This is a genomic window from Magnetovibrio blakemorei (genome assembly GCF_001746755.1).
GTDB lineage: Bacteria > Pseudomonadota > Alphaproteobacteria > Rhodospirillales > Magnetovibrionaceae > Magnetovibrio > Magnetovibrio blakemorei.
Genome location: NZ_MCGG01000055.1, coordinates 14,127 through 32,511, shown reverse-complemented (window position 1 = coordinate 32,511; position 18,385 = coordinate 14,127). Strand labels below are relative to the sequence as shown.

The window sequence follows — 18,385 nt, the reverse complement described above, 5'->3', positions numbered from 1 at the left end:
CGATTTCACGCTAAAAAATTTAGGGGTGATCACCGTGAAAGGTGTCTGTTCCATTGCTCGTGCTATTCATTTGATGGTGCTGGTTGCCGCGCTTTTTGTGTCCGCTCATGCCAGGGCACAAGATCGTGAGACCATCACCTGGACCAAGCTACCGGGCACGGCGGTGGATTTATCGATCAACGCTGTGGGCCAGGCGTATGCGCTGGCCCTTGACGGCGCGCCGTGGCGTTGGGACAAGGTCGAGCAGCGCTGGCGGCGTATGTCGGGAAAATTTGTGCGTATCACCGCAGCCGAAGGCAATCGCCCCTGGGCAATCGACGCGGACGGCGTGGTCATGCGCTACAACGGATTGTGGTGGGAAGATAAAGACAAGGGCGTGGCTGATGTCGCAGCGGATGCAACGGGCAATGTCTATAGTGCCAAGCGCGACGGCTCGATCAAAAAGTGGAACCCGCTGCGGAGCGAATGGCAACCGATTGATGGCAATGCCCGGCGCATCGCGCTCGACAGCGGCGGTCATCCCTGGGTGGTGACGACGTCTGGGACCATTCGTTCGTATGACGGCAAGGCCTGGACCACCTTTTCGGGAAATGCGCTCGACATTGCTGTCGGTGGGACCGATGCGGTGGTGATTGCCGATACAGATGGCGCGGTGCGCACTTTCAATGCTGCCGATAACCGCTGGACCGTGGTGTCTGGCGTCGCCGACGTCGTGGCGGTCGCGGTGACGCCGGATGGCGGCCCGTGGGCTGTGACGCGCGATGGTTCGATTATGGCAACATCGTTGCTTGCGGCCGAAGAGGTGAAGGTTAAAGAAGATCGCGCGCAAGAGGCTACAGCACCCGGCGTAACAGTTCCGGTCAGTATAGCGCCTGTGAGTGTGGCTCCGGTTGAAACCGCCCCGCCGGTCACCGCTCCGCCGGTGGTCGTGCCCCCCAGTACAGCGCCGACGGCACCAACCACCCCGCGTTCAAGCGCGAGCATCGACCCCGCCGCGGTGACGACCAAGAGCAACATTACGTTCGTCAATACGCGCAAAAGCGTCGCCTCGATTGCCATCGGCAAGGACGGCAGCGTGTTCGGTTTGGACGCTGGCGGCAAGGTGTTGCGCTGGTCCAACGCGCGCAAGACCTTTGACAGCTTCCCCGGAACCTTGGTGCGCATCGCCGTTGACCCTGAAGGCAATCCTTGGGGAATTTCCGCGCTTGGTCGGGTGTTTCGTCACACGGGGCAATTGTGGAAACAAATTGTTGGCGCGACCGGTTCCGATATTTCCATCGGTGCCGACGGCACGGTATTGATCACCGATGCCAGCGGCGCACTGTACAGACTGAATGAGGAGCAAACCCGCTTCCAAAAAATCACCGGTAGCGGGATTCTTGTTGCCGCAGACCCGGATGGCAATCCGTGGACGGTGCGCACCGATAAACTTGTACAACGCTGCGACACGTCACCGTGCACGGTGCTGGCGCAGAAGGCGGTGAGCATCTCCGTCGGTCCCGATGGCAGTGTATGGGTGGTGTCAGATCGCAATTTATTAATGCGTCTGAAGGCCGACAGAAAATCTTTTGAAGTGGTGCAGACGGCGGGGCACACGCCTTCCAAGGTGGCGGTCGGCCCGAACGGCTATCCGTGGGTGGTGAGCGGCACGCAATTGGCACTGGCCTCCAACTATTTTGAACGTGACGAAGGCGGCGACCGCACGACGGCGGCAGCCACGGCGGGGAACACGGTTGGCACAGGTGCGACAGAGACCGTCGTTACGGCCGAAGTGTCCGGTTTCACCTTCACCAAAACCATGCAGTTTGAAACCATCAACAGCGATATTCTTTCGTCCGGAGAGTGGGCAAAATTGAGTATCGGCAACGATGGTCATATTTACGCTTACAATATGGGCGGCGGCATGGGGCGTTATGATTCGAACCAGAAAAAATTCATCTCTAAAAGCACGTTCGCTGGTGATAACAGCTATGACCTCACTGACTTCGACGTCGCTTCCAACGGCGATATCTGGATGTATGAGCTTAATCCTAACACCGGATTGTTCCGCGAACGCAACCGGGTGGTCAAGGAATATAAAGTTACGGGCGGATCGGTTAGAGCCGTTTCCGTTGCGCCAGATGATACGTTGTATGCCGTCTTTAGTTTCACCGGGGGTCTGTATATCATTTACAAAAAACTTCCGAACTCCGAAGTGCTCACCAAATTCAGCAACGACTCCGATGTGCTAGATATCGCCGTTGGCCCTGGCAATGATGTGTGGATTGTCGATAACAGTAATTATGTCCAGCAATGGACCGGAACAAAATTCGAAAAACGTCCGGCCAACGGTCAAAAGGCTAGCAGAATTGACGTCGGAGCTGATGGTACGGTTTATATCCGCGATACCAACAGTGCCCTGCGCAAATGGAACGGTGCAAACAATAGCTTCGATGTTATCAATAACACCAACATTGGCTATGTCGCCGTGGATGACGACGGGCGGCCATGGACCAGCGTCGATAACACGCCGACCATCAAGCGGGCGAAAGATTAGGGGCAGAACCTATTGGTCTGGTATATTTGCTACTGCTCTTTAAGCTGACATGGCGGCTGCGATAGACAATGCCCGAATAGGCAAAGTCGTCATGATTAAGTCCTATTATTCATTATGTGTTTCGGCTTTTGATGCCGTTGCTTTCGGTGTATGATTTTAAGTCGATGCGTTGACCCTCAAACTCATTGAAGCCATCAATGAAGGACGGAGGGAGATATGGCGTGTTGACGCATAATGCCCTTTGTAGAACCATCCCCATTGGCAGAGGAAAAGGAACATCACATGTCCAACGAAGGTTACCATGAACCCATCGACGAATTGAGCGATGACACCCGCGATATGCACCGCGCCATCGTATCTTTGATGGAAGAGTTGGAAGCGGTGGATTGGTACAACCAGCGGGTTGATGCGTGCAAGGACAAGGAATTGCGCAAGATCCTCGCCCACAATCGTGATGAGGAAAAGGAACACGCCGTCATGATTTTGGAATGGATCCGCCGCCACGACGGCGTGTTCGAAAAAGAACTCAAAGATCGCCTGTTCACAAAAAAAACCATTGCTCATGATTAGTCTCCGAACCTCTTAATCTGATCTATTTGTCCGATACCTTTAAAAGGGCGACAGATCACATTAAGTCGATATGGTGGAGCATGCACGATGCTCGATGAGACCGTCAGACGCATGTCGCCCGCGACGTGGGTAAAATGGCGGTGCACATTCCGCCGACGTTTTCTGACGCGCGTGATTGGCGACTGTATCAGAAACTTGCTGCGCAGGCGGATGTTATCGTCATCAGCGCAGGCTGAGCGCGTGCCATGACCCAAACCGCAATATGACGTCGTTCCTCTTTCATGAGCCCATCGACACGTTGGTGGCGTCTCCTGTGTTGTCATCGCTTGCCAGCTTGAACCTGATCACCATGTATCAAGACAACGGTAGCGATAACGCCTTCTCTCAGATCTTTGCCACATACGACATCGGCTGAAGTATGAAACGCCATTTGACCGGATGTCCAATGGAAATGAGGAACGTTTTGCGGGTCATTTGGGCATTTTGAAACGGCAGAAAACGTTTGCGTTCATAGATAGATATAATTTGGTTGGAGACTGATTATGGCCAATAAGACCCCAGACATCCGTATGCCACCGTCTATTCAAAATATGTCTGGCGATATCCGCAAAGTCGGCGTTGAGATTGAGTTCGCGGGGCTGTCCTCAAAACAAGCGGCTCAATTGGTCGCTGAATGTTTTGGCGGTGTTGTGAAGCTTGGCGACACGCCGTTTGTGTTTTCCGTGGAAGATACCAAATGGGGCGATTTTCGCATCGAACTTGATACGCGTTTTGTTCACCCGGAAAAAGATTTGGCGGATGCGCTTGAAGAAAGTGGTTTATCTGTGAACGACGAAAATGTGCAGCTTGTGCGTGATATGGATGCCCAGGTCAGGGAATGGGTCGGCAAGGCTGCGGCGGGCATGGTGCCCACGGAAATCGTCTCTCCGCCTATGGCGTTGAATGAATTGGGGATGTTTTCTGGCTTGCTTGAATCCCTGCGCGCACACAATGCCAAAGGTACGGATGATGGACTCATGTATAGTTTTGGCGTGCACCTCAACCCCGAGGTCGCTTGTGAAGATGTCGATTATCTGTTGGCCATCCTGCGTGCCTATGTGTTGCTGTCGGATTGGCTGCGCGATCAAATTGACATCGATCCGACGCGAAAAATATTGCCGCACATTGATCCGTTCCCCCAGAGTTTCGCGGTTAAGATATTGGACTCCGATTACGCGCCGAATTTGGATGCGCTGATCAAGGATTATTTTGCGATGAATCCGACGCGCAATCGTGAACTTGATATGTTGCCGTTGTTTAAACATTTGGCACCCGAGGTCTTGGCGCGCCTGACCGATGATGAGCGCATCAAGGCGCGTCCTACATTTCATTATCGCCTGCCGAATACATTTCTGTCCGATCCAGATTGGAGCGTTGCACAAGAGTGGAACCGTTGGGTTGCCGTGGAGTTTCTGGCTGCAGACGCGGACAATTTGCGGCATCTGGCAGACCGCTATCTTGCCCAAGCCGACGGCCCGATTACTGAGCGATTGAAGGAGGTGCGTTTATGGTTCAAAAACCTCACAAACCCGTAATCGGTATGACGGTCTCTCGTCATAAAAGTAAAATCATGCGGTTCTTTGACAGGCTGGCCGTGTGGCGCGCGGGGGGAGACGTTGTGTTTTTGGCTCCGGGGAGCCCTTATCCTTGTGAACGTTTTGACGGCCTCATCATCGGCGGTGGGGATGATATTGGCGCCGAATTGTACAATGGCGAAATCAACATTGATGTGCGTATTGATCCCGAGCGTGACGCGCTGGAATTGAAACTGCTGCGTTACGTTGTCGACAAGGATTTACCCGTTCTGGGGATATGTCGCGGCGCACAAATGATGAATGTATTTTTTGGCGGAACACTGTACAGCGACATTCGCGGAATGCCCCGAGATAAAACGAATATGCGCACCATTCTGGCCCGCAAAATCGTAATCCTGGAGCCTGACTCGAAGGTACGCGAAATCCTTGGTCAGGATACGGTGCGCGTGAACAGCCTCCACCATCAGGCCGTGGACAAGCTCGGTAAGGGGATCACCGTATCAGCGCACGACCGGGGCGATTTTGTACAGGCGCTGGAACGAACCGATAAGCGTTTTTTTATCGGCGTGCAATGGCACCCCGAATTTCTTGTGTTTGACACCCATCAGCAGGCCTTGTTCCGTGCCCTGGTGGATGCAGCCCGTCACGGGGAACATAAGGTCAACGCTACTTTCCTAAAGGGAGCAGATCTATGAGCGATATTGGCGACATAAAACCGCAAAAACTCACCAAGCATGAAAAAAGCGAGGTCGAAGACCTCGTACGTCCACGCGCGGCTATGTTGTATGAGGTCGTGCGTCAGGAAGGATGCCGGGAACTGGAACGTACGTTCGGTGCTTTGTGGTGGTCCGGCATAGCCGCCGGGCTGTCCTTGGGCTTTTCGGTTTTGGTTATGGCGGTTCTCGAAACTTTTGTTTCCGATGCTGGCTTGGGAGGGGGGCTCATTACACCGCTAGGCTATAGCGTTGGTTTCTTGATTGTGGTGCTGGCGCGTCAGCAATTGTTCACCGAGAACACCATCACCGCCATCTTGCCGTTGATGGTTGAAACAACATGGCCAAATCTGTATCGCACGGCTCGGCTGTGGTCGATTGTTCTGATCGCCAATCTTGTCGGAACCTTCGTCTTCACCATCTTTATGGCCTATAGTGGCGCAGCTTCAGACGATGTGCTGGCGGCGGCCAGAAAAATTGCCCTGCATTTGATGGACAAGAGCACCTCGGAAATGTTCTTCGGAGCCATTTTTGCCGGTTGGCTGATTGCCTCTATGGTGTGGCTCACACCGTCAACCGAAGGGGCGGAATTCTGGGTCGTTTTGATCATTACGTACGTGATCGCGCTGATTGGGGCCAGCCACATCATCGCGGGTTCGGTAGAGGCTTATCTTCTGGTGCTCAACGGCGATATTTCAATTTTCTATGCGGTGGTTCACTTTGGGATACCGACGTTCCTCGGCAACGTCGTTGGCGGTACCACCTTGTTTGCCATGATCTCTTATGCTCAGGTCAGACAAGAGATCACAACAGAAAAACCTTAATTGGGTTTGGTCCTTACGGCGGCCACAAAGGCGCTGAGCCCGAGGGTGGGTAAAACAATGCATGTCGTGACCACAAGATCATAACCGCCATGTTTCCATATCTCGGCGCTGAGGGTCGGCGCGAAGGCGTAAGCCATCATGTAAGGCACCGCCAATGCCCCGGAGATTGCGCCGAAGTTTGCGCGCCCCAAGATATTGACCGTGACGGTCGGCTTGGTGATGGAAGTGACGCCGTAGCCGGAACCTTGGAGGATGGCGAAACACACCAAGCCACCGATGAGTGTCCCCGCGACAAAAAGCGCTGAAGAGGCCAAGGCGAGAAAGACAAACGAAAGCCCGGCGAAGAAAAACACCGACACGCGTCGGTCAAAGACCAACATCACCACCCGACCAACAACTTGCATGGGGCCAATCAGCGATGCCGTTAAAATCGCCATGGCTTGGGGCACGCCACGTTCGTCCAGCAACGGCAACAGATGGGACATCAACATGCCGTGGGTGAGGGCGGTGGAGGTGAAAGCTAAGGCCAGCAGCCAAAAGACGGGCCGCTGGATCACCTTGATGTTTCGTTTGTCTTGAGGTGCGCAGTGTGTCCGGCGAAAGCCACGGGGTGAATTGGCGCCAAACCACAACAGCGGTGCTGCGACAAACACGACGATAACGCCAAACGCGACGACGGTTGTCCGCCAGCCGTACGCATCGGCCAGGGCATTCGCCAGCGGAAACGCCAAGGTGCTGGCGAACCCGGCCGCCAAGGTGACCACCGTGATGGCGCGTTTTGCGCTCATGGGTCTGCAATGGGTCAAATAAGCGAAGCACGGCTCATACAAACATCCGGCCATGGAAATGCCGATCAGCACCCAAATCGCAAAAAAGGCTGTGAAGCTGTGCACCAATGCAAGACTGGCTAAGCTCAAGCCGCCGACAATTGCGCTGAGGGTGAGCGTCAGGCGTCCATAGCCCCGATCAATCAGCCGCCCGGTCAAAGGCGCTGAGAGGGCCGACAGCACCAGGGCTACGGTCAGTGCCAAGCTCAGTTGCGATCTCGACCAGCCCTGGTCTTGTTCCCAGTGCAACAGCAATGCCGGAAAAACATAATACAGCGCCGCCCACACCAACGTTTCACCAAGCGCTAGACGCCATACCGATTTATCCGCGCTTGCCAGGGTCGAAAGCAACGTTTTATACATGGGACTTGCCATCAATCCGTAACACCGCCGTCATATTTATAGGTCCTGGTTTGTAATTTTTAGGCTCATAAGAGCATACGGCAACTTGAGCAGAGAACGGATGAATTCATGAGCAACGCACGCGGCACACTTTTTTTGGTGGTTGGTCCCAGTGGGGCTGGCAAAGACAGCTTGATCGACGGCGCAAAAGCGGCGCTGAAAACCGACAGCCGTTATCTTTTTCCCCAACGCTACATCACGCGCCCAGCGGATGCAGGGGGCGAGGACCATATCCCTGTCAGTGACGCCGCGTTCGACACGTTGGAGCAGCAGGGCAAACTGGTGTTGAGCTGGCAAGCCCATAATCTGCGTTACGGCATTCCCGCCCTGGTCAGCAAGCTGTTGGCCCAAGGTCAAAACATTATTGTCAACGTGTCGAGAACCGTTGTCGATGAGGCGCGGCGGACTCTTGCGCCGATGGCGGTGTTGTATGTGACCGTATCTGATGACGTGTTGGCCGCAAGGTTGTCGGCGCGCGGACGGGAGACGCCAGCCGACATCGCCAGACGAGTCGCGCGGGCGCGGGAATATGAACTCACGGGTGAAGACGTTCACGTGATCGATAATGGAGGGGATTTGGAAGATTCTATTTCTTCCTTTTTACAGGCCATCGATTCTTCGCATGCGGCGTAAAAGGATAGCGCTTCACCTCGTAAAATGGCTCATCGGGTTTTTTCTGGCGCATCAAGGTGATGGCATCAAGCGTCCATGGATTTGCGCTCAAAATGTTTTCCATGGCATCTTCCAAGCCCTTTAAGATATCTAGGCGGTCTTGATCGGGCAAGCGATCCGTCAAGGTTAAGTGAAAACGAAACTCATCCATAACGTAGGGATAGCCCCATGTTTCCAACATCTTGTGTTGCGCCGTTGTGAGATTAGCCGAGGTGCGTTTCTCCAGTTCTTTTTTGGATGGAGTGGCCCGAAAATGATCGAAGTCTTTCACACAATGCGCGGCCAGATCATCTAACGCCTTGCACGGTTCTTGCGGACGCAAAGCAATGAAGCCGTCCAATTGCGCCAATTCAAGGGCTGGAACGTCGAACGGTTCTTGCGCCATGGAGAAGGCTTCCAACGCTTCATCCAACATAGAGCGGTCATGGTCTTCAAAGAGACGAAATGGCGGCTTTAAAGTTGCGTGAAAGCCGTAGTGACGAGGCCCTTGTGTCACCTTTTCAACATTGCTGGACTTGACGCCTTTGATTTCGATGCGTTTGACGTCTTTGCGCTTGGCGGCGTCGCGCCCCAACCATTGCGATCCAAAATTCCACAAAGGGCTTTCGGGGTCCGGAGTATAGTAAATAGCGTAGCGCGCTTTACCCATAAGGTGGCCTCAACTTAAATCAGTAAACGCGGTTCCCTGCACACCAGACCTCGTTCACGACAGGCATTTTACCCGCCATGCGCACACGCACCAAATCAGCTCGTTTACCCGGTGAGATTTCGCCACGGTCCGTCATTTTTGCAGCGGCGGCTGGGTTCAACGTTGCCACACGCACGGCCTGGGGTAAACTGATGCCTTCAAGTTCTTGGTGCATGGTGAAGATACCTTGCAAGATGGAACCGGGGAAATAGTCCGACGACAGAATGTCCATCGCACCTTCCGCGGCCAATTCTCGCGCGGAAATGTTACCGGAATGTGATTGTCCACGAACCATATTCGGTGCCCCCATCAAAACGTGCAACCCCTTGTCCCGTGCCGCACGGGCCGCCGCAATCGTGGTCGGAAATTCAGAGATGCTCACGCCGTTTTCACCCGCCTCATCCACATGGGCAGCGGTTGCATCGTCATGACTGGCCAGGGGCAAGTCGTGGGATTGGCTAAGTTCGACGATGGACGCGCGGTTTTTCGCGCTGAAGGCTTGTGATGTGCGTTGGTGCTTTTCGATAAAGGCATCCATCCTTTCCGGGGAAAAATGGTACTTGCCTTGATAATATTCACGGTATTTTTCAACGTCCGCGAATTGGCGCTGTCCAGGCGCGTGATCCATCAGCGACACCAGCTTCACCAACGGGTTTTCGCTGAACGGGGCAAACAAATCGACGACGGTTTCAAAGCTGAGTTCACAGCGCATGTGCAAATAGTGATCGGCGCGCAAAACTTTTTGTTTTTTGGCGCTCGCGATGATTTGCGACATGTCTTTCAACTGTGTCAAACGCGTCGAACCATCCATAATGTCGCCAACGGACAAGGCGTCAAATACCGTTGTGATGCCGGCCCCCACCACTTGAACGTCGTGGGCAATGGCTGCGGGCAAGGCAGGCCAGCGCACGCCGGGACGTGGCGTAAAACTTTTTTCCATATTGTCGGTGTGCAGCTCAATGAGGCCGGGAATCAGATAATCGCCGTCCAAATCCTGTGCGCCGGGTAAAGAGGTGTTGCCGCGATCGATGGAAACAATCCGGCCACTGTCCGCGGTGACCGTGCCAAAGATCACTTCGTCACGGGTCACGATTTTTGCATTGGTGAGAATTTGATGGCTCATGCCGCTTGCTCCTGGGGATGGATGTCGAATAACCGGGTACCGATTTGGTTGCGCACATCTTCATCGTGAAAAATTCCGATGATGGCCGCGCCACGTTCGGTCGTCTCACGGATCATATCCGTAACGGTTTGCCGATTTATGGCATCCAGCGATGCGGTGGGTTCATCCAGCAACATCACCGGATATTCGACGATAAAGCCGCGCGCGATGTTGACGCGTTGTTGTTCGCCGCCGGAAAAGGTGGCCGGGGCCAACGTCCACAGGCTTTCGGGAACCCGTAGCCGGGTCAGCAACTCTCCCGCGCGGATGTGGGCTTTGCTTTCGTCTTCGCCCAACGCCAGCATCGGCTCGGAAACGATGTTCAAGGTTGAAACGCGGGGGATGGCGCGCAAAAATTGCGACACGTAGCCCAAAGTGTATTTGCGCACCGCCAAAATCTCTTGCGGCTCCGCTTGGGTGATGTCGATCCATTCGCCTTGGTGGTTGATGCGAATAGCCCCTTCCGACACCAAATAATTTCCATAAAGGGCGCGCATCAAGGTCGATTTGCCTGCCCCCGAAGGGCCGTGCAAAACCACGCATTCGCCTGCATTGACACAGAGGTTTAAGTCGGCGAATACAGGAATTTTTTGACCCCCCTGATTGTGCATGACAAAGTTCTTGGTGATCCCTTCGGCCATGATCATCGGTGTGTTGGTGTTCATAAGATCATCCTCACGGCTGTAAAATCGAAGACACAAGAAGCTGGGTGTAGGCGTGCTGGGGGTCGTCCAAAACTTGATCCGTAAGACCCTGTTCCACAACCCGGCCATCCTTCATCACCATCAAGCGATGTGCCAACAGGCGGGCAACGGCCAAATCGTGGGTGACGATCACCACGCTCAAGCCCAATCGGTTGACCAGTCCGCGCAGCAAATCCAGCAAGCGCGCCTGGACCGACACATCCAACCCGCCGGTGGGTTCATCCATGAACACCAGACGCGGTTCGGTTACCAAATTGCGGGCGATTTGCAGGCGTTGTTGCATGCCGCCGGAAAAGGTCGAGGGCGGATTGTCGATGCGGCCGACGTCGATTTCGACCTTTTTCAGCCAGTCGTTGGCAACGTTACGGATGTCACCGTAATGACGGGCACCCACCGCCATCAAGCGCTCACCCACATTGGCCCCGGCGCTGACGCCCAAGCGTAACCCGTCACGGGGGTTTTGTTTGACCAGACCCCAATCGGTGCGCATCAACAGGCGACGTTCTGATTCGGACATGTCAAAGATATCACGCGCCCCATCCATGCGGGTGTCATAAATGACTTTGCCGCAAGTGGGTTCAATTTGCGCCGACAGACAATTCATCAAGGTGGTTTTGCCGGACCCGGATTCGCCGACAATGCCGAGCACTTCACCCGGCCACAAATCAAACGAAACATCCGTGCAGCCCAAATGAGGGCCATAGGACTTGCCCAGGTCCTGGACGCTGAGAAGAGGTGTTGGTCTGTTCATAAGTTTCACTCCGCCGCCTGCTGGGTGCCCATGGGGCCGACGTGACCATCACTTTGGCGACTTTCACAGTGGTCAGTGTCCGAGCACACGAACATGCGCCCCCCTTGATCATCCATGACCACCTCATCCAAATAACTGTTTTCAGATCCACACAGGGCGCAATTTTCGTCCCACTGCTGGATTTCAAACGGGTGATCGTCAAAGTCGAGGCTTTTGACTTTGGTATAGGGGGGAATGGCGTAAATGCGTTTTTCCCGGCCAGCGCCAAACAATTGAAGGGCAGGCATGTTGTCCATTTTGGGATTGTCGAACTTGGGGATCGGCGACGGCTTCATCAGGTAGCGGTCATTGACCACCACCGGATAATCGTAAGACGTGGCGATGCGACCAAAGCGCGCAATGTCTTCGTACAGCTTCACATGCATGATGCCATATTCTTGAAGCGCATGCATTTTACGGGTTTCGGTTTCGCGCGGTTCCAGCCACCGCAGCGGTTCGGGGATCGGCACTTGATAGACTAAGATTTGGCCTTCACTCAGCGGCCGTTCGGGAATTCTGTGGCGCGTTTGAATGAGCGTCGCCTCAGTGGTTTTTTCGGTGGTTTTGACGCCGGTTGTTCTGGCAAAAAAGCGCCGAATGGACACCGCATTGGTGGTGTCGTCGGCCCCTTGGTCAATGACTTTGAGGACATCGTCTTGTCCAATCACACCAGCGGTCACCTGAATGCCACCCGTGCCCCAACCGTAGGGCAGCGGCATTTCACGTGAACCAAAGGGAACTTGATAACCGGGGATCGCGACGGCCTTGAGAATGGCGCGACGGATCATGCGTTTGGTTTGTTCATCTAGGTAAGCGAAGTTATAGCCGTCCATGATCATTCCCCTGCTTTCAGCATTTGTTCCTGCGCGTGCACGTGAGCTTGCTCAGCGCGTAAATTGCGCACCATTTCCAACTCGCCTTGAAAATCGACGTAGTGGGGAAGTTTTAAGTGCTGCACAAAGCCGGACGCTTCCACGTTGTCGGTGTGATAGAGCACAAACTCTTCATCTTGAGCGGGGTTTTGAACTTCTTCGCCCAATTCCCGAGCGCGCAGGGAGCGGTCCACCAAGGCCATGGCCATGGCTTTGCGTTCGGCCTCGCCAAACGACAAACCGTAGCCTCGGGTGAACTTCGGCGCTTCGGTTGCTGAGCCCTTAAACTGGTTGATCATTTCGCATTCCGTCACCGTGATGTCGCCGATGGAAATGGCAAAGCCCAGTTCTTCCGGTTCAATCACGACTTCGACTTCGCCCATACGAATTTCACCGGCAAACGGATGGGTGTTGCCATAGCCGCGTTGGCTGGAATAGCCCATGGCCAACACAAACCCTTCATCGCCGCGTGCCAGATTTTGCAAACGCAAATCCCGGTTGGCGGGGAAATCCAACGGTTCGCGGGTGAGGTCGGAAACCGGGGCTGTGTCATCAGAATTTTCTTGTTCGATCAGCCCTTCGGCATTCAGCAAAGACGTTACACGGGGCAACGCTTCGTCATTGCTGGGCGATGTGGCAACGTCAGGCGCTTCACTTTCGGCCATGAGGGCAAAATCCAACAAACGGTGGGTGTAATCAAACGTTGGACCCAAAAGCTGTCCACCCGGCAAATCCTTATAGGTCGCGGAAATGCGCCGCCGCGCCTTCATGGCCGTGGTGTCGATGGGGTTGGAGGTGGCAAAACGCGGCAACGTGGTGCGAAAAGCACGCAACAAAAAGATCGCTTCCACCAAATCGCCCCGCGCTTGTTTGATCGCCAGCGCCGCCAAGTCTCGATCGTAAAGCGAGCCTTCGGTCATCACCCGGTCAACGGCAAGGCTCATCTGCTCCTTGATCTGCACAACGGTAAGCTCCGGAACCCCCGGATTGCCGCGGCGGTCTTGGGCCAACAAGCGGTGGGCGTTTTCGATGGCCTTTTCCCCACCTTTGACAGCAACGTACATGGCTTAGTCCTCCACTTCGATGGTGCGGGGTAAACACACGATGGCTTCGTCCGTACAAATCATCAGATCAACGCCACGGGGGAACCGTTGAGCATTGTCACGAACCGCCTGCCAAAACCCCGTACCCACACCGGTGATGGAAAGCGTCGTTTCGGTTTTGATACCGGGCCCGCTGAGGCGCACATCTTCGCCACCGCCAAACCCTTCGGCTTGAACAATGACCGTCGTAGATAAATCAGGGCGTTCATCCGTGCCGTGGCAAAACGCCTTCAAGGATGTGAGGTCGGTTCCCTGAGACAGCAGTGCAAAACGCGCCTTTTCAGGGGCTGTCGTGATGGGGCAACCACAATGAAATTGTATGTGTGTCACGGCTTGGGCTTGTGCTGAAATGGCGTCGTCGGCCCACAGCGGAGTCTCAAAATCGACCAGAGCCAAACAAACCGCCACGCTGGCCTTGTTCAACGCTTTGGGGGCATCGGGCAAGTCCGTCAGCTCGACAATCTTACCCGGATGCGCCATGGCGTCGAGAATGCCTCTGAATACGCGTTGGGAATCGTGCACCGGGACAGCAAACCCGGGGAGGGGTTGCCCAGGGAGGGGGCGAACGTCTTGAGAATTCATCAACATGCTCTGAGATCCTTCAGTCATCGCCGCGCACCAAGGTGAAAAAATCTACGCGGGTGGCCGCAACTTTATCGGCGGTTTCGTTGTCTTGGAGGTTTAGGCGGTAACGGATGGGTTCGAGAATGTCCGCGTCCAAGGCTTCGTGGCGTTCGGGAACCTGGAGCAGGGCATCCAGTACGGCGGCGATGGTCGCATGGGTTTTGTTGCGTCCTGCAATATAGGCGTGACCTTGGTGGCCTGTGTCGGTGCGCACGACGCAGCGTGTGACGGACATTTCGCCAAAATTAAACTGCTGGCCTTCGCCGCCGGTACGGGCGCGCACCATCACCATGCCAGTTTCCGGCGTGCGAAGAACCACATAGGCCGGTTTGTCTTCCAGTTCGGCCCAGGCCTTTTCCAACGCTTTTGCATCGGCGCGCGCCAGCAACCCCATCCACCTTTGACGGGCTGCAACGTGTGCATCAATACCCTTCGGGGATGCGGTCTCATTGTGTGTTGTATGGATCATGGACAATTCCAATATTTGTCTAGACATCTATATATCATCATGTTTACATACCCTCGCTGACGCAGAGATCAAAGCGTCATTACATGAATTTTTTGTGACGCACACAGGCACGGGCACATGCACGGGCACGAGCACAGGACAGGTGAAACATGAAACGCGGTATTGGTATTTCTTTGTGGCGACAAATCCATGAACAGCTCAAAACGGACATCGTCAAAGGTTTGATCAAACCCGGCGATATGTTGCCCACGGAACACACCTTGGCGGCGCGCTTCGACGTCAACCGTCATACGGTTCGTCGTGCCATCCAAGCGCTTGGCGAAACGGGCCTGGTTATAACCCGCCAAGGATCGGGAACTTACGTTCCCGAAACCGTGGTGGATTATGCGGTGAAAAAACGCACCCGTTTTAGTGAGACGGTGAGCGAACAAAGCCGCGTGCCGACCCTGCAGGTGATCGAATCGTTTACCCAGGTCGCCAACGCTAAGCAAGCCAAGGTGTTGGAGTTGAACCGCGGTGCGCGGGTGCTGTGCATTCGCACCTTGGGGGGCGCAGATACGACGCCGCTGAGCCTGGCGGACCATTACTTTGCCGCAGGGCGATTCCCTGACATGGCGCGCGTGGTTGAACGCTGCGGCTCGATCAGCATTGCGTTGAAAGAATTTGGCGTTGAAGATTTTTCCCGTCAATCGACCCGCGTCACGGCGCGCATGCCCAACCGGGAACAAGCCGATCTTTTGCAGCAACCCATTCAACGCCCGGTGTTGATGGCCGAAAGTGTCAATGTTACGGCCGACGGAAAGCCGTTGGAATATGGACGCACGCTGTTTGCCGGGGATCGTGTGCAGATGGTCTTTGAACCGGGGTAGGGGCATTTTTAATTACATCACCATCTTACGCAGACGCTGAGAAATCATATCCAGGGCTGTAACGCAGATGATGATGATGATCATCACGGCAGCGGTTTCGGCATAATAAAAACCGCGGATGTATTCCCACAGCAACATGCCGACGCCGCCCGCACCGACAATGCCCAAAACCGTGGCGGAGCGCACGTTGGATTCAAAGCGGTACAGCGAATAGGAAATCCACAACGGCAAGACCTGGGGGATGACGCCGTAGATCACTTCTTGCAGCGGCGTAGCACCCGTGGCCCGCACGCCTTCAACAGGGTGGGGGTCAATAGCCTCGACGGCTTCGGAAAACAATTTTGCCAAGATGCCAGTGGTGTGAACCCATAACGCCAAAACGCCGGCAAACGGCCCCAAACCGACCGCGACAACAAACAACATGGCGAAGACCATCTCGTTGATGGCGCGCGCGGCATCCATCAAACGACGGACGGGCTGATAAATCCACCAAGGGGCAATGTTTTCCGACGACAAAATGCCAAAGGGAATGGCCGTCACAATCGCCAGGGCTGTGCCCCAAATGGCGATCTGAATGGTGATGATCATCTCATGGACAAACATCTTCCATTCAGTGAAATTCGGTGGATAAAAACCCGCTGCAAAATCAGCCATATTTCCGGCATCATCGTACAAGGCCATGGGGCGCATATCGGCACCTTTCCACGAATACATCAGTAACGCCGCCAGTACGCCCCACAAAATAATGGTGGTGACAGAGCGTTTGAGGTCACGTGTCGGCAATTCGGTCAGGGTGCCGGGAACGTGAGCAGTGTGACTGGTCATCGGGGCTCTCCATTAAAATCATCAAATAAATTTACGGGGCATAAAAAGAAAGGACGCCGGGGCACAAACCCCGGCGTCCAGCCTTTAAGCGTCTTATTGGTTTTTAACGAGGATGTCGAGTTCAGCCAGTTGAGAATCGATGGCTTTGACTTGTTCCATCTTGTCGTTGCTGGAAAGGGCATCGCTGCCTTCGATTTTCAGCTTGTTTTTAAACAAAGCGAGCTGGCGGATCGGGTAAAGCTGAGTGTTGTTGCTTTCCATGAAATAGCCCTGACCATCAGAGATATCGTGCAGAACTTTCGTCGCATGTGCGGTGTCGCCCAGGCGGCCATAGCCCAAGAAGAAGGCTTTGATTTTGGATTTCAGTTCTTTGGACATGTCTTTGCGATAAACCATCGGATCGGACGGAATCAGCGGAGAAGTCCAGATGATTTTGATTTTTGCAGCGGCTTCGGGAGCCTTCAACTGTGAACGACCAACTTGTTCGGAGTTGTTGGACGCGACATCAACTTGGTCGTTGGCGACGGCCATCAAGTTGGTTTCGTGGTTGGCGGAACGAACGGTCTTGAAACACGTCTTCGGGTCAACGCCGTTTTGGGCGAACACATAGTAAGACGGGACCAAGAAGCCGGACGTGGAGTTCGGGTCACCAATGCCGAAGTTCAAAGATTTGTCGCATTTGAAGATGTCTTCAAGCTTGTTGATGTTGGTGTTTTTCACGTTGGTGATGATGTGGCTGTAGTAGCCCTGCGAACCGTCGGCTTTGGACGTCTGCACGAACACTTCACCGCCGGAACGGTCAACAGCTTCCATGCCGGACTTGTTGCCGAACCAAGCGACGTGAACTTTACCGAAGCGCATGGCTTCGATAACGCCCGCATAATCGGGGGCGAAAAAAGGTTTCACGGGCATGCCGATGGCTTTTTCCATGTCTTGCATCAACGGAATCCACTGGTCTTTCAAGTTGGACGTGGATTCGGTGGAAATGATGCCGAAGTTGATGACTTCGGGATCTTTGTCCAACGGTTTGAATTCAGCTTTGGCGGCGGTTGCCATCATCATGGCTGCGGCTGAAACGGCCAACAGGGTTTTCTTCATCATGTAACGTAGCTCCTTAAATGTTTCGAGAGACGGACCACCCGCCCCCGAGAAATGTCGACGTTTATGCCGAACCCATGACGGGCTCCGAGCGAACGTCGAATTTTGGTGTAGGGCGCGCCACTGTATGAGGCGCCGCCAAAATGGGTGCTTCATCGGGGATTTCAAGCTCTACAGGAATGTGCATATCGAGGCTGCTGGCCCCATATAGATTGTTGAGAAACTCAACCGACAGATCTCGTGAGGGGCCGTCGTAATGAGTCTTGCCATTTTTGAGGGCTAAGGTGCGTGGGCAATATTTCAGGGCGTAATCAACCTGATGCAGGGACACAACCACGGTCTTGCCGTCTTCTTTGTGAATGCGGGCGAGGGTTTCCATAACCTTTCTGGATGATTCCGGGTCCAGCGATGCAATGGGTTCGTCAGCGAGGATGATGTCGGATTTCTGCACCAAGGCCCGCGCGATGGCGACGCGTTGCTGCTGTCCACCGGATAATGTCGAAGCGCGTTGACCTGCATATTTCGCCATGCCGACGCGATCAAGTGCGTTCAAGGCTTCCAGCTTTTCGCTTTTGGTGAACGTGCCCAAGGAGCCGCGCCAATTGGGGATGGTGCCCAGCTTGCCCAGCAGCACGTTGTTCATCACCGACATGCGGCTGACCAAATTGAACTGCTGGAAAATTACGCTGATGTGGTGGCGATGCTGGCGCACATTGCGCATGATGCGGCCTTGGGATTGAATGATTTTGCCATGCACTTCGACCGTTCCGTTGTCGCGATGGCGATCGCCTGCCATCAACCCGGCAATGTGACGGATCAGTGTTGACTTGCCGGAGCCGGACGCGCCAATCAAAGCCACCATCTCACCTTGGGCTGCGGTGAAGTCGATCACATCAAGAGCCTTGGTGCCCTTAAAGGTCTTATTGAGACCTGTGACTTGAATGCTGTTGGTCATCACGAATTCCTCCATACTATTTGGGGGAATTTATCCGTGTCGTATGACTCTTGTTGGTCGCTCGTGTAACAGCCGTGTGAACAAGTGCCGACAAGTTGGGGATTTGTT

Annotated in this window: 20 protein-coding genes; 8 read left to right on the top strand and 12 right to left on the bottom strand. The window is 54.4% G+C overall.

Going from position 1 to position 18,385, the window contains the following annotated elements; genetic code table 11:
• The first annotated feature begins 34 nt into the window (after positions 1 to 34).
• From BEN30_RS14095 to BEN30_RS14075, 6 genes are all read left to right on the top strand, one after another.
• Entirely contained in the window at positions 35 to 2,536 is a 2,502-nt protein-coding gene (locus tag BEN30_RS14095) for a tectonin domain-containing protein (protein ID WP_139135044.1), read from the top strand.
• 282 nt (positions 2,537 to 2,818) lie between these two features.
• On the top strand, positions 2,819 to 3,106 hold the full coding sequence (locus BEN30_RS14090; RefSeq protein ID WP_069959046.1) for an encapsulin-associated ferritin-like protein: 288 nt from the start codon (positions 2,819 to 2,821) through the stop codon (positions 3,104 to 3,106).
• A 262-nt stretch (positions 3,107 to 3,368) separates the two neighbouring features.
• Positions 3,369 to 3,521, top strand: coding sequence for a hypothetical protein (locus tag BEN30_RS18705; protein WP_170827070.1), 153 nt, complete (start codon positions 3,369 to 3,371; stop codon positions 3,519 to 3,521).
• A 127-nt stretch (positions 3,522 to 3,648) separates the two neighbouring features.
• Complete coding sequence (locus tag BEN30_RS14085) at positions 3,649 to 4,680, top strand: amidoligase family protein (RefSeq protein WP_069958967.1); 1,032 nt, start codon at positions 3,649 to 3,651, stop codon at positions 4,678 to 4,680.
• Complete coding sequence (locus BEN30_RS14080) at positions 4,653 to 5,375, top strand: gamma-glutamyl-gamma-aminobutyrate hydrolase family protein (protein WP_069958966.1); 723 nt, start codon at positions 4,653 to 4,655, stop codon at positions 5,373 to 5,375. The genes BEN30_RS14085 and BEN30_RS14080 overlap by 28 nt, the downstream gene beginning before the upstream one ends.
• Entirely contained in the window at positions 5,372 to 6,217 is an 846-nt protein-coding gene (locus BEN30_RS14075) for a formate/nitrite transporter family protein (RefSeq protein ID WP_069958965.1), read from the top strand. Before BEN30_RS14080 ends, BEN30_RS14075 begins: the two co-directional genes overlap by 4 nt.
• Here BEN30_RS14075 and BEN30_RS14070 read toward each other — a convergent pair.
• The gene (locus BEN30_RS14070) at positions 6,214 to 7,407 is read right to left on the bottom strand and encodes an MFS transporter (protein WP_069958964.1); all 1,194 of its coding nucleotides are present in this window, start codon (positions 7,405 to 7,407) and stop codon (positions 6,214 to 6,216) included. The two genes, BEN30_RS14075 and BEN30_RS14070, sit on opposite strands and share 4 nt — an antisense overlap.
• A 108-nt stretch (positions 7,408 to 7,515) precedes the next feature.
• On the opposite strand from BEN30_RS14070, the gene phnN reads away from it, so the two are divergent.
• Positions 7,516 to 8,079, top strand: a complete 564-nt coding sequence (gene phnN / locus BEN30_RS14065) for a phosphonate metabolism protein/1,5-bisphosphokinase (PRPP-forming) PhnN (protein WP_069958963.1) — start codon at positions 7,516 to 7,518, stop codon at positions 8,077 to 8,079.
• Here phnN and BEN30_RS14060 read toward each other — a convergent pair.
• Genes BEN30_RS14060 through phnG form a run of 8 tightly spaced genes read right to left on the bottom strand, consistent with a single transcriptional unit; the run spans position 8,033 to position 14,530 of the window.
• Positions 8,033 to 8,767 (bottom strand): DUF1045 domain-containing protein, encoded by a 735-nt coding sequence (locus BEN30_RS14060; protein WP_069958962.1) that lies wholly within the window; start codon positions 8,765 to 8,767, stop codon positions 8,033 to 8,035. The genes phnN and BEN30_RS14060 overlap by 47 nt on opposite strands.
• A 19-nt stretch (positions 8,768 to 8,786) precedes the next feature.
• Positions 8,787 to 9,929: an alpha-D-ribose 1-methylphosphonate 5-triphosphate diphosphatase gene (locus BEN30_RS14055; protein WP_069958961.1), complete on the bottom strand. Its 1,143-nt coding sequence runs from the start codon at positions 9,927 to 9,929 to the stop codon at positions 8,787 to 8,789.
• Complete coding sequence (gene phnL, locus BEN30_RS14050; RefSeq protein ID WP_069958960.1) at positions 9,926 to 10,633, bottom strand: phosphonate C-P lyase system protein PhnL; 708 nt, start codon at positions 10,631 to 10,633, stop codon at positions 9,926 to 9,928. The genes BEN30_RS14055 and phnL overlap by 4 nt, the downstream gene beginning before the upstream one ends.
• Positions 10,634 to 10,643: 10 nt before the next feature.
• Entirely contained in the window at positions 10,644 to 11,423 is a 780-nt protein-coding gene (phnK, locus tag BEN30_RS14045) for a phosphonate C-P lyase system protein PhnK (RefSeq protein WP_069958959.1), read from the bottom strand.
• A gap of 5 nt (positions 11,424 to 11,428) precedes the next feature.
• Complete coding sequence (locus BEN30_RS14040; RefSeq protein ID WP_407655974.1) at positions 11,429 to 12,295, bottom strand: alpha-D-ribose 1-methylphosphonate 5-phosphate C-P-lyase PhnJ; 867 nt, start codon at positions 12,293 to 12,295, stop codon at positions 11,429 to 11,431.
• Positions 12,296 to 12,297: 2 nt separating this feature from the next.
• Positions 12,298 to 13,398, bottom strand: coding sequence for a carbon-phosphorus lyase complex subunit PhnI (locus BEN30_RS14035; RefSeq protein WP_069958957.1), 1,101 nt, complete (start codon positions 13,396 to 13,398; stop codon positions 12,298 to 12,300).
• Between the two features lie 3 nt (positions 13,399 to 13,401).
• Complete coding sequence (phnH, locus tag BEN30_RS14030) at positions 13,402 to 14,025, bottom strand: phosphonate C-P lyase system protein PhnH (protein ID WP_069959045.1); 624 nt, start codon at positions 14,023 to 14,025, stop codon at positions 13,402 to 13,404.
• A gap of 13 nt (positions 14,026 to 14,038) precedes the next feature.
• Positions 14,039 to 14,530, bottom strand: coding sequence for a phosphonate C-P lyase system protein PhnG (gene phnG / locus BEN30_RS14025; RefSeq protein WP_084005588.1), 492 nt, complete (start codon positions 14,528 to 14,530; stop codon positions 14,039 to 14,041).
• A gap of 149 nt (positions 14,531 to 14,679) precedes the next feature.
• On the opposite strand from phnG, the gene phnF reads away from it, so the two are divergent.
• Positions 14,680 to 15,399, top strand: a complete 720-nt coding sequence (gene phnF / locus BEN30_RS14020; RefSeq protein WP_069958955.1) for a phosphonate metabolism transcriptional regulator PhnF — start codon at positions 14,680 to 14,682, stop codon at positions 15,397 to 15,399.
• Positions 15,400 to 15,411: 12 nt separating this feature from the next.
• Here phnF and phnE read toward each other — a convergent pair whose 3' ends face one another.
• From phnE to phnC, 3 genes are all read right to left on the bottom strand, one after another.
• On the bottom strand, positions 15,412 to 16,224 hold the full coding sequence (phnE, locus tag BEN30_RS14015; RefSeq protein ID WP_069958954.1) for a phosphonate ABC transporter, permease protein PhnE: 813 nt from the start codon (positions 16,222 to 16,224) through the stop codon (positions 15,412 to 15,414).
• A gap of 93 nt (positions 16,225 to 16,317) precedes the next feature.
• Positions 16,318 to 17,325 carry a phosphonate ABC transporter substrate-binding protein gene (gene phnD, locus BEN30_RS14010; protein ID WP_069958953.1) on the bottom strand — a complete coding sequence of 336 codons (1,008 nt, stop codon included), beginning with the start codon at positions 17,323 to 17,325 and terminating at the stop codon, positions 16,318 to 16,320.
• Positions 17,326 to 17,386: 61 nt separating this feature from the next.
• The gene (phnC, locus tag BEN30_RS14005) at positions 17,387 to 18,277 is read right to left on the bottom strand and encodes a phosphonate ABC transporter ATP-binding protein (RefSeq protein WP_069959044.1); all 891 of its coding nucleotides are present in this window, start codon (positions 18,275 to 18,277) and stop codon (positions 17,387 to 17,389) included.
• Between the last annotated feature and the right edge of the window lie 108 nt (positions 18,278 to 18,385).

Excerpts from the sequence above, each read along its gene's own strand:
- phnN (WP_069958963.1), top strand. The coding sequence starts at position 7,516 with ATGAGCAACGCACGCGGCACACTTTTTTTGGTGGTTGGTCCCAGTGGG.
- phnE (WP_069958954.1), bottom strand. The coding sequence starts at position 16,224 with ATGACCAGTCACACTGCTCACGTTCCCGGCACCCTGACCGAATTGCCG.
- phnF (WP_069958955.1), top strand. The coding sequence starts at position 14,680 with ATGAAACGCGGTATTGGTATTTCTTTGTGGCGACAAATCCATGAACAG.
- BEN30_RS14085 (WP_069958967.1), top strand. The coding sequence starts at position 3,649 with ATGGCCAATAAGACCCCAGACATCCGTATGCCACCGTCTATTCAAAAT.
- phnL (WP_069958960.1), bottom strand. The coding sequence starts at position 10,633 with ATGAACACCAACACACCGATGATCATGGCCGAAGGGATCACCAAGAAC.
- BEN30_RS14060 (WP_069958962.1), bottom strand. The coding sequence starts at position 8,767 with ATGGGTAAAGCGCGCTACGCTATTTACTATACTCCGGACCCCGAAAGC.
- BEN30_RS18705 (WP_170827070.1), top strand. The coding sequence starts at position 3,369 with ATGACGTCGTTCCTCTTTCATGAGCCCATCGACACGTTGGTGGCGTCT.
- phnD (WP_069958953.1), bottom strand. The coding sequence starts at position 17,325 with ATGATGAAGAAAACCCTGTTGGCCGTTTCAGCCGCAGCCATGATGATG.
- BEN30_RS14070 (WP_069958964.1), bottom strand. The coding sequence starts at position 7,407 with ATGTATAAAACGTTGCTTTCGACCCTGGCAAGCGCGGATAAATCGGTA.
- BEN30_RS14080 (WP_069958966.1), top strand. The coding sequence starts at position 4,653 with ATGGTTCAAAAACCTCACAAACCCGTAATCGGTATGACGGTCTCTCGT.
- BEN30_RS14055 (WP_069958961.1), bottom strand. The coding sequence starts at position 9,929 with ATGAGCCATCAAATTCTCACCAATGCAAAAATCGTGACCCGTGACGAA.
- BEN30_RS14090 (WP_069959046.1), top strand. The coding sequence starts at position 2,819 with ATGTCCAACGAAGGTTACCATGAACCCATCGACGAATTGAGCGATGAC.
- phnG (WP_084005588.1), bottom strand. The coding sequence starts at position 14,530 with ATGATCCATACAACACACAATGAGACCGCATCCCCGAAGGGTATTGAT.
- phnH (WP_069959045.1), bottom strand. The coding sequence starts at position 14,025 with ATGTTGATGAATTCTCAAGACGTTCGCCCCCTCCCTGGGCAACCCCTC.
- BEN30_RS14040 (WP_407655974.1), bottom strand. The coding sequence starts at position 12,295 with ATGGACGGCTATAACTTCGCTTACCTAGATGAACAAACCAAACGCATG.
- BEN30_RS14035 (WP_069958957.1), bottom strand. The coding sequence starts at position 13,398 with ATGTACGTTGCTGTCAAAGGTGGGGAAAAGGCCATCGAAAACGCCCAC.
- phnC (WP_069959044.1), bottom strand. The coding sequence starts at position 18,277 with ATGACCAACAGCATTCAAGTCACAGGTCTCAATAAGACCTTTAAGGGC.
- BEN30_RS14075 (WP_069958965.1), top strand. The coding sequence starts at position 5,372 with ATGAGCGATATTGGCGACATAAAACCGCAAAAACTCACCAAGCATGAA.
- phnK (WP_069958959.1), bottom strand. The coding sequence starts at position 11,423 with ATGAACAGACCAACACCTCTTCTCAGCGTCCAGGACCTGGGCAAGTCC.